Source organism: Ilumatobacter sp., from assembly GCF_041688325.1.
GTDB lineage: Bacteria > Actinomycetota > Acidimicrobiia > Acidimicrobiales > Ilumatobacteraceae > Ilumatobacter_A.
In genome coordinates this window covers 21422-30773 of sequence record NZ_JBDNIJ010000109.1, presented here as the reverse complement: position 1 = coordinate 30773, position 9352 = coordinate 21422, and the positions used below count along the sequence as shown (strand labels likewise).

General features: G+C 62.7%; 9 protein-coding genes. 5 read left to right on the top strand and 4 right to left on the bottom strand.

Features of this window, described 5'->3' with window-relative positions:
• Positions 1 to 758, top strand: a 758-nt coding sequence (locus tag ACH2EI_RS07505) for a 2-oxo acid dehydrogenase subunit E2 (RefSeq protein WP_395159593.1), incomplete at its 5' end; no start/stop codon positions are given.
• Between the two features lie 3 nt (positions 759 to 761).
• Positions 762 to 1235: a VOC family protein gene (locus ACH2EI_RS07500; protein WP_395155040.1), complete on the top strand. Its 474-nt coding sequence runs from the start codon at positions 762 to 764 to the stop codon at positions 1233 to 1235.
• A 9-nt stretch (positions 1236 to 1244) separates the two neighbouring features.
• Here ACH2EI_RS07500 and ACH2EI_RS07495 read toward each other — a convergent pair whose 3' ends face one another.
• From ACH2EI_RS07495 to ACH2EI_RS07480, 4 genes are all read right to left on the bottom strand, one after another.
• Complete coding sequence (locus ACH2EI_RS07495; RefSeq protein ID WP_395155041.1) at positions 1245 to 2888, bottom strand: AMP-binding protein; 1644 nt, start codon at positions 2886 to 2888, stop codon at positions 1245 to 1247.
• Entirely contained in the window at positions 2885 to 3337 is a 453-nt protein-coding gene (locus tag ACH2EI_RS07490) for a pyridoxamine 5'-phosphate oxidase family protein (protein ID WP_395159591.1), read from the bottom strand. The genes ACH2EI_RS07495 and ACH2EI_RS07490 overlap by 4 nt, the downstream gene beginning before the upstream one ends.
• Before the next feature lie 8 nt (positions 3338 to 3345).
• Positions 3346 to 4125 carry an SDR family NAD(P)-dependent oxidoreductase gene (locus tag ACH2EI_RS07485; RefSeq protein WP_395159589.1) on the bottom strand — a complete coding sequence of 260 codons (780 nt, stop codon included), beginning with the start codon at positions 4123 to 4125 and terminating at the stop codon, positions 3346 to 3348.
• 67 nt (positions 4126 to 4192) lie between these two features.
• Positions 4193 to 5956 (bottom strand): PEP-utilizing enzyme, encoded by a 1764-nt coding sequence (locus ACH2EI_RS07480; protein ID WP_395155044.1) that lies wholly within the window; start codon positions 5954 to 5956, stop codon positions 4193 to 4195.
• A 110-nt stretch (positions 5957 to 6066) separates the two neighbouring features.
• Between ACH2EI_RS07480 and ACH2EI_RS07475 the strand changes: the two genes are divergently transcribed.
• From ACH2EI_RS07475 to ACH2EI_RS07465, 3 genes are all read left to right on the top strand, one after another.
• A complete protein-coding gene (locus ACH2EI_RS07475; protein ID WP_395155045.1) occupies positions 6067 to 6606 on the top strand; it encodes a pyridoxamine 5'-phosphate oxidase family protein in 540 nt (179 codons plus the stop codon).
• On the top strand, positions 6603 to 7679 hold the full coding sequence (locus ACH2EI_RS07470; RefSeq protein ID WP_395155046.1) for a phosphotransferase: 1077 nt from the start codon (positions 6603 to 6605) through the stop codon (positions 7677 to 7679). The genes ACH2EI_RS07475 and ACH2EI_RS07470 overlap by 4 nt, the downstream gene beginning before the upstream one ends.
• 69 nt (positions 7680 to 7748) lie before the next feature.
• Positions 7749 to 9341 carry an SRPBCC family protein gene (locus tag ACH2EI_RS07465; protein ID WP_395155047.1) on the top strand — a complete coding sequence of 531 codons (1593 nt, stop codon included), beginning with the start codon at positions 7749 to 7751 and terminating at the stop codon, positions 9339 to 9341.
• Positions 9342 to 9352 lie beyond the last annotated feature (11 nt).

The following is a 9352-nucleotide window of genomic DNA, read 5'->3' as shown; positions in this document are numbered from 1 at the left end:
CTCCCCCGACTCCCCCGACTCCCCCTGTGCAGCCACCGGCGCGAGTCGCGCTGCAACCTGCGACGCAGGACCCGACCGCCATCATCAAGTTGAGCGGCATGCGCGGCACGATCGCCAAGCGCATGCACAGTTCACTTCGCGACATGGCCCAGCTCACCCTGCAGATGGATGCCGACCTCGACGCAGTGGTCGCCGACCGCATCATGCGCAAAGCAGCGGGTCCTGCACCCAGCTACACCGATTACGTCATCGCGGCGGCCGCTCGAGCGCTTGTGGCGCACCCCATTGCCAACTCCCAGGTCACCGACGATGGCATCGCACTGTTGCCAACTGTCCATGTTGGCATGGCGGTTGCTCTCGACGGTGGCCTCATCGTTCCAGTCATCACCGACACGGCGACACGATCCCTCGACTCGCTGAGTACAGAATCCACGCGGCTCGCTGAGGCAGCGCGAGCCGGTGCGCTCACATTGCCTGAGCTCGAGGGTGGCACATTCTCTGTCAGCACGCTCGGGATGTTTGGCGTCGACGGGTTCACGCCGGTCATCAATCCGCCGAACACGGCGATCCTCGGTGTCGGGCGACTCCGCGACGACATCGTGCTCGACGAGTCCGGCGGCGTCTCCACCGTCACGCGCGTGACGCTCAGCCTCACTTGGGACCACCGGGCCTTCGACGGAGCTCCCGCCGCCGCGTTCTGTAAGACCATCGTCGAGCTCCTCGGCGACCCGGTCGCGCTCAACACCCCAGCGGGCTGAACCATGATCGACTACCAAGACACGTTCCACCTCGGCATTCGCGTTCCCGACCTCGCCACCGCCATGGACGAACTCGGTTCGAGCATGGGACTCACCTGGTCGGAGTGTCGAGAGAACCGCGAACAAGCGTTGTGGACTCCAGGCGCTGGCCTCCAGATGATCCACCTGAAGTACACCTACTCAGCTGCTGGACCGCAACACATTGAGCTGTTGCAAGGCCCGCCCGGCACCTTCTGGGACGGCAACGACCGTGTCGGCGCGCACCATGTCGGCGTGTGGGTCGACGATGTCGTCGCCAAGACCGATGCACTTGTTGCCCAAGGATGGGCACTCCTCGGCGCGCATCGCGACCCTGGCGACGGAGCCGGGTACGGCGTCTTCACCTACCTGCAGCCGCCGAGCGGCTTGATCGTCGAACTCGTTGACCGTGTCGCACTTCCGGCGTTCGAGCAGTGGTGGGGCGCCGCGCTGACGTAATCCGGCGATTCAGGCAATGGCCTGTTCGCGAGCCCAGCGATAGTCGGCCTTGCCATTCGGGGCGCGATACACCTCGTCAACGAACACCACTCGCCTCGGTGCTTTGTAGTCGGCGATCAACTCTTTGACCGTGGCAATGATGGCATCGGCCGTGGTCGGCGCCGACACGGAACAGACCAGGACGACCGTCTCACCGAAACGCTCGTGAGGGACGCCGACAACCGTGGCATCAACCACGTTGGGATGGCGCCGCGCGGCCACCTCGACCTCTTCGGGATAAATCTTCTCGCCGCCCGAGTTGATACACACCGAGCCGCGGCCCAGCAGCGTGACGGTGCCATCCTCGGCGATCAGGGCGTAGTCGCCCGGCACGGTGTAACGCACCCCGTCGATGAAGCGGAACGTCTCAGCGGTTCTCGCCTCGTCCTGCCAGTAGCCACGCGGCATCGCCCCCGTAGCTGCCAACATGCCGGGCGTCAAACTGCCCCGCTGCAGCGGCATCCCGGTTGCGTCGTCGATGGTGACGACGTTCGGTGGTGCGGTGAAGACAGCCGTTTCTGGTGGTTCGTCACCCGGCATGGTCATCGAGACCGCGAACGGTCCGCCTTCGGATGCGCCGATCATGTCAAAGATCATGGCGTTGGTCGCCCGGCTCATCAGGCCTCGCTTCTGCTCGGCCGACAGTGTTGCGCCCGTCGAGACAATCCGCTTCACCGACGACAGGTCGCGAAGAGCGCCATCGACCTCGGCCGCGTCGAGCGCAGCGTTCAGCGGACGAGCAAATGCGTCACCGACCAACGAGATCTGAGTGACTCGGTGTTGCTCGACCAGGTCCCACAGCTCATCAGCATCGAACGACCTCCCACCCAGTAACACCACGGTGCCACCCATCACAAACGCACCGATGGCGAGGAAGAGCGCCGTGCCGTGCATCAACGGAGGCGCGCACAACATCACCGGGCTCTCGCCGCGCGTGCGGAGTTCGGCAGCAATTCGACCGACGTCTTCGACCGTGGATGGAACCTCGATGCCCGCGGAGGAATAGGCAGTTGATGCCAACCCGCCAAACAAATCGAGATGACGCCAGACCACACCCTTCGGGTTCCCTGTGGTCCCGCCTGTGTACAGCATCAGTGTGTCGTCGCCCGACCGCTCGATGCGAGGAGCTGGCTCACATGCTGCAACCACCTCGTGGTACCACTCAGCGCCGGCAATGAGCGGCGCGCCGTCGTCGACCTGCAACAGCACCCGAACCGTTGACATCGTCAATGCTGCCTCGGCGACACGTTCACCCAATGAGCCGTGGAAGACCAGCACCTCGGCTCCGGCGTTGTTGCAGATATAGGCGATCTCTGGGGCCTTGTACCGGTAGTTCACATTGACCGGCGTCGCTCTCAACTTAAACGCCGCGTACGCGGACTCGAGATACTCAGGGCAGTTGTACATCAGTTGAGCAAGACGCGTCCCCACCTCGACGCCACGCTCACCCAGTGCCGCTGCCAGCCGTGCCGCCTGGTCGTCAAGCTGACGCCAGGTCAAGGTCGTTTCACCGATGACGACCGCAGTCTCGTCGGGCTGAGCATCGGCAAACGCCTCCCACAGCGTTGCCCAGTTCTCACTCAACCCGGTGCCGGTATCGGTATCGGTATTCATGGCATCGCTCCGTCGTGCTCCAGTGGTGAACCCAGCGATTGAATTCGTGCGGACGTGGTGGCCGGCGACAGTTCGAAGCCGACCCAGCGGCGACCGGCGGCCAAGGCCTGGCTGATGTTCGCTAAGAAAGGCGCGGCATCGTCGCCGAGGTAGTGCTGGGCAGCAGCACCGATGTCGGCATCGAAATCGAAATCGACTTCGCGCACAGGCCCTTCGAGGGTGACGTAACGAGCAAGAGGCAACGGTTGGTCGTGCACGCACAGGCTTGCCCGTCCGGTGGCGCGGAGCGCTGCGGTCTTGACGGAGGTGGACGGACTCTGAAACCGCGCCACGCCATCAACCCAGCGAAACCACACAGGCGTCCCCATTGTCCGCCCGGAGGGCAGCACAACGCTGAGTACCGCATCGCGTGGTTCGCCGAGAAAGTCATCGACCTGCGCCGCGGTCATGTCGGGCACTACCGATTGCCCCCGTTGACGAGCAGCGTCTGGCCTGTCACCCACGATGCTGCGGGCGACGCAAGAAAGACCACGGCATTGGCAACGTCCTCGGGGGTTCCGAGTCGACCGAGAGGAACGCCCCATTGCTGGGCCAACTTGGGAAGATCCTCTTCGGATGCTCCGAAGAAATCCATGAACACCTCCGTCGGGACTGGCCCCGGCGCGATGCCATTCACCCTGACGCGGCGAGGGGCCAACTCGATCGACAGCGTGCGGGTCAAGCTATCGACCCCTGCCTTTGCCACGGCGTATGGGCCGTTGTTCGGCGAACCCTTCAACGCTGCACCGGAGGAAATGTGGATGATCGAACTCCCGTCGTCCATGACGCGCGCTGCGGCGCGCGCTCCGGTGAAAACGGCTCGAAGGTTGACGTCGAGTTGGTAGTCCCACTGCCGGTCGGGCATGTCAGAGAGGTGCCGTGGAGTGCGGTCGTCGGCACCGCCGGCGTTACTGACCCACAGCGTGACGCGCCCCATCTCGGCCTTGGCGCGGTCGGCGAGTTCATCGACGAAGGACCCATCGGTGATGTCACCCGGAATGGTCAGCGCCCGCCGACCAAGCGACCGAATTCGTTCAGCCACCGCGTTGATCTCGGGCTCTCGACGTGCCGTGAGCACGACGTCACAGCCGGCTTCGGCGAGTCCGATCGCGATTCCCTCGCCGATCCCGCGGCCCGCACCGGTCACCACCGCAACTCCGTCAGTGAGGGCAAACCGGTCAAGAATGGTGTTGGTCACGTCGCTGCTGCCTCACTGTTGTGTGCGCGGTCTGTACCGCACACTGAAATATTGATGGTGTTGTTGCTCATGGCACTGACAAAATCGTGACAAGACCGGTCGAACCATCAATCTCGATGGTCGCCCCGTCAGGTATGCGGCCGGTTGCATCAATCACCGACACAGCACATGGGATGCCAAGTTCGCGGCACATGATCGCGGCATGGCTGGCCACCGCGCCGACGTTGACGACGACGCCTTCGGCAGCCAAGAAAAGGGGGACCCAGGACGGGTCGGTGGTGGGCGCAATCATGATGTCACCGGGGCCGATCGCACCGGGATCGGCCGGGTCGAGAACGACACGTGCAACACCGGTGACCACACCGGGCGAGCCCATGGCCCCCTGGAGCACGTCGCCCGCAGCAGCCGGTTCACTTCGACTGGCGCCACGCTTGGACCACGCGGAGATCGGTGGCACACCTTCTTCGAGTTTGACGATGTAGGGCGGATCGAGCGTGGCCAATTGCTGGAACACGGCATCACGCTCGCGAATGAGAGCGCTCATGGCAGCCGGATCGGCGAGGAAGTCGTCGACCTCGTCGTCGAGCAGCATGAAGATCTGCTGCACGTCATCGATCACGCCGTCGGCCACCAGGCGCTGGCCGATTTCCATCACGGCCAGCTTGGCCTCATGAATGAGGCGAATGCAGGCGTTCTTGCCCATCTCGCGCAGACCATAAAAAACACTGGCGGAACGGATACCGGCTTGCAGGCCGCCGTGGGCCTCAGGATCACCTTCGACGAGAGCCAACAACTCGGGGGTGAGTTGTTCGCGGACCACGACACCCCGAGCGTGGGCCTCCGCTGGCGACTTACTGTCGTCCTGATGACGCAGACGTTCGAGCATGCCCAACGGCATCGACGGCTTCGTCGTCCAGGAGTGCGCTCGGAGATCCCACTCGTTGGGGCCGCGATGTCCGTGATGCGCAATGAGGTCGTCCCATTGCCGGAGAAAGGTTGCGGCTTCGAGATCGACCGATGCGTGGAGCCGTTCGAGGAGACCATCGACACCGGCGTCGAACTCGGCCATCAGGCCAGGTGAATTCTTGATCGTGCGGGAGATGTCCCACATTGCGACCGGGGCATCGGCGGACTCGATTCCACCGATTGCCGTCATGACCTTCACGGCGTCGGCGCTGCGGCCGAGCGCTGCGCAGATTGCCTGTACCGCTCCGGGGCCAAGCGATGCGCCGAGCGCCGACTGGCAGTAGGCGGTCCACGCGGCATCGAGCTCTGGGCCAGCAAGTTGCCGAGCGCGGGCGACGAGTTCGGTGTTCGACAACGACGCGAGATCGGGGCGTTCGTCAACCACTCGCATCGCTGTGCGCGATGCCTCCTCTTGGGCAGGGAAGCCATCGGTGCTCATCACCCAGCCCATTGTTTCGACCAGCTTGGCGCTCTGGGCCTCGTTCTCGTCGGCAGGGTGCGGGGTGTAGGCGGGGACGCCCGGGTGATCCCCGAAGTACGCGAGGTCGATCGCCTCTGGGCTCGCGCCCGGCATCCGCACACCCATCACGCGGGGCAGCGAAAGCTGGTTGTAGAAGTAGCCGCCCCAGTTTCCGAACACTTCGGGCGGGTCGACCGCGAACTCGTCGGGCTCAAGCACGCCGAACGCGACAAACCCCTTTGCGACGCCGGGGATACAACCCTGTACCCATCCGAGGCTCCAACCGAGCGGACTGAACGGCTCTGGGCCGACCTCGTCGGCATTTGCCCGCGTGTAATACGGAAAGCGTGTGCTGATTTCGGTGTCGGTGATCCACCGGTCAAGGTCGCGTGTTGCGTCCGCCATTGTTTGTCCCCTTCGTTGTGTTCAAGCTGCAGCTGCGAAACTTAACCGGTATTCAGTAACCACCTCCCAACGGACCCTGACAACTCCGCTACCAAGCGAAAGAGAACGCAGTGAACGACGACAAATCCAAGGACCACGTCGACAGCTACGAGGATGTTTCGATGTTCACGCTGTCGGGCGAACGCGAGCAGGCGTTGCTCGACTCTCAGACCGAATGCACCTTCATGTGGAGTACCAAGGCTGGTGACCCCGTCGGCGTCATCATGAACTTCGTGTACCGCGACGATGCCTTTTGGCTGACGTGTACCCGTCGGCGCAAACGAGTCCCAGCCATCGAGGCCCGGCCACGTGTGGCAGTAGCCATCTCGAGTCGCGGTACCGACATCGGCATCAGCCAGGCCGTCACGTACAAGGGCAATGCCGAAGTGTTCGACGATCGCGCCACACTCACCGGCTTCTACCCAGTTCTCGCCGCCAAGGTTCGGCCGGGAAACCCCAGTGCACAAGAAGCCTTTGTGGCGCATCTCGATAGCCCCGGACGGGTGGTTATTCGGATCGCACCCGACGCACGGATCGGGTTCGACTCAGAAGCAATGTTCGCCAACTCGCCGGCCGGCAAGACCACAACTCGGGTGCAGGCCACTGGATGATTCCCACCCAGGTTGACCAGATCACTGTCGACTGGCTCAACGAGCACCTCGGTGACGACATTGGCACCATCGTCGAGGTCGCGATCGAGCACATTGGCGAAGGCATCGGCATCCTCGGCGAAGTCGCTCGTCTGACTCTGACGTATGCCGATCAACACTCCGGACCGGCAACACTCATCGCCAAGTGCCAATCGATTCATCCCGAGAACGTCGCGATCAGTCAGTTGATGGGCTTCTACGAACGAGAGATCAACTTCTACTCGAACGTGGCTACCAAACTGACCGTTCGGACTCCGCACTGCCACATCGCTGAAATGGCCGATGGTGGTGCCCCGTTCGTGCTCGTGATCGAAGCAATCGAAGGTGCCTCAATGATTGACCAGGTCGTCGGGGCGACGTTGGAGGAATCGCAGGCGATCGCACGCACTGTCGCAGCACTGCACGCCGATTACTGGGAGACCGACGCCCTCCACGCAATGACATGGCTTCCGCCAATGAACAACGACCTCTATAAGGGGGCTGGCGCGCTCGTTGCATCCAACTGGGCCGAGTTCGTCGACACCTGGAGTAGCAGCGTGCCCCCGCAGGTGATCGACTGGTGTGCGCAGCTCACACCGCGGTATCCCCAGATGCTCGACTGGTGGACACACAACTCACCTGGAACGTTCACCCACACCGACTGTCGAGCCGAGAACTACCTGTTCGGTGGCAGCGCCGGCGATGACGTTGTCACCATGCTCGACTTCCAACTCTCAACTCGTCACGTGGGGACCTGGGACATCGCAAACTTCCTCGGCATGTCGGTCACGGTTGCCAACCGTCGAGCATGGGAACACGACATCGTGACTCACTACCACGACGAGCTCGTGGCGGCAGGAGTCGTCGGCTACGACTTTGCCACGTGCTGGCGCGACTACCGCTACTGCCTCCTCCACCAAGCATGGGCGCAAGTGGCAGTTGCCAACATCGATCCGGGCAACGAACGCGGGCGAGTCCTGCTCAATGAGTTCGTCATGCGCTCGTTCCACGCCGCGGCCGACAACAATTCCGGAGAATTCCTCTCCGAGTTCTGAAGCCACTCGAGAACCAGTCCGAGACAGCCGCCCGTAACAGCGAAAGACAAAACAACAGAAAGAGCGAACATGACAGAGACCATCACCGGCACGACCCGATCCGCAGGAGTCAGCCTCACTGAGCTCCTTGACGGCGACTCCCATCCCGTCTCGGATCTGCTGCGCAACGAGTCTCGTGAGGGGCTCAGCGACGGCAACACTCGAGTCCCTGCTGCGTACTACACGTCGCTTGAATTTCACGCGCTCGAAGTCGAGAAGCTGTGGAGCAGGATTTGGCAGATGGTGTGTCTCGAAGAGGAAATCCCCGACGTGGGCGACTACCACGTGTACGAGATCGCTGACCTGTCGTTTCTGATCGTGCGAACAGCCGATGGCATCAAGGCATACCGCAATGCGTGCCTCCACCGGGGCCGCCTGCTGCGCGAGACCAGCGGACGAGGCGCCAAGACCCTGCGCTGCCCATTCCACGGATGGGCCTGGAACCTTGACGGCTCGTTGAAGGAGATCCCGTGCGAGTGGGATTTCCCCAGCGTCAAGCAGGAGGACTTCTCGCTGCCCGAGGCGCTGGTCGAGACGTGGCACGGCTTCGTCTTCGTCAATCCCGACCGATCCGCAGGACCGCTGTCTGAGCACCTCGCCGGTCTCGACGAACACTTCGAGAAGTACCCATTCGAGCAACGCATCAAGGTCGCGCACGTCGAAAAGATCATGCGTGTCAACTGGAAGGCCTGCCAAGAAGCGTTCATGGAGTCGTACCACGTGGTCGCAACTCATCCGACACTGATGGAGACCCTCGGCGACGCGAACACGCGCTACGACACCTACGGCAACTTCTCCCGAGCGATCTCTCCACAGGGCATCGAGAGCCCCCATCTCGCGGGCATGACTCACTACGAGCGGCTCGCCGACGGCCAACAATTTGCCCGGTTCCGGCATCCGATGAATGGATTCATCTACGAGCGCGTCGAACTCGGTCGAGTCCGGGTGACCGATCTCGACGGCAACGAAAGCCTCTTCGACGACGAAGCACGCCATCTCGACGGCAACATCACGCAGGCCGACCCCCACTTGTGCAAATGGATCGGTGGGCCGACACCGGACGGCCTCCTCAACACGCCACTGGCCATTCCTGACCCGCCAGCCGGTGTCGATTCGGCCAGTGAGGTGCGCGCCTGGCTCGCTGCCCAGCGGCGCGCTGCGGCCACGCAGCAATACGGCGATGCGATCGACCCAGAGCTTTTCAGCGACGCCGAGATGGTGGACTCGATCTACTACTCGGTGTTTCCCAACTGGTCACCCTGGGGTGTGTTCAACGCGCTTTTCTACCGCTTTCGGCCGCACGGCAACAATCCCGACGAATGCATCTTCGAAGTCATGATGTTCGTTCCCTGCAAAGATCAGAACAACCGGCCCAAGCCGGCGCAGGTCACCAAGCTCGGGCCCGACGACGACTGGACCTTGGCGCCCGAACTCGGGATGACCGCGAAGATCTTCCAGCAGGATTCAATCAATCTGCCGCTGGTGCAGAAAGGCCTGAAGGCCCAAGAGCGCCAAGAGGTGGTCTTCGGTAACTACAACGAAACCAAAATCCGCCACTTCTGGGAGCACCTGTACCAGTGGCTCGACATCGGCCCGACCAACGTCAGCGTCACACCACGCTGATCACACCACGC

Excerpts from the sequence above, each read along its gene's own strand:
- ACH2EI_RS07500 (WP_395155040.1), top strand. The coding sequence starts at position 762 with ATGATCGACTACCAAGACACGTTCCACCTCGGCATTCGCGTTCCCGAC.
- ACH2EI_RS07495 (WP_395155041.1), bottom strand. The coding sequence starts at position 2,888 with ATGAATACCGATACCGATACCGGCACCGGGTTGAGTGAGAACTGGGCA.
- ACH2EI_RS07490 (WP_395159591.1), bottom strand. The coding sequence starts at position 3,337 with ATGACCGCGGCGCAGGTCGATGACTTTCTCGGCGAACCACGCGATGCG.
- ACH2EI_RS07480 (WP_395155044.1), bottom strand. The coding sequence starts at position 5,956 with ATGGCGGACGCAACACGCGACCTTGACCGGTGGATCACCGACACCGAA.
- ACH2EI_RS07465 (WP_395155047.1), top strand. The coding sequence starts at position 7,749 with ATGACAGAGACCATCACCGGCACGACCCGATCCGCAGGAGTCAGCCTC.
- ACH2EI_RS07470 (WP_395155046.1), top strand. The coding sequence starts at position 6,603 with ATGATTCCCACCCAGGTTGACCAGATCACTGTCGACTGGCTCAACGAG.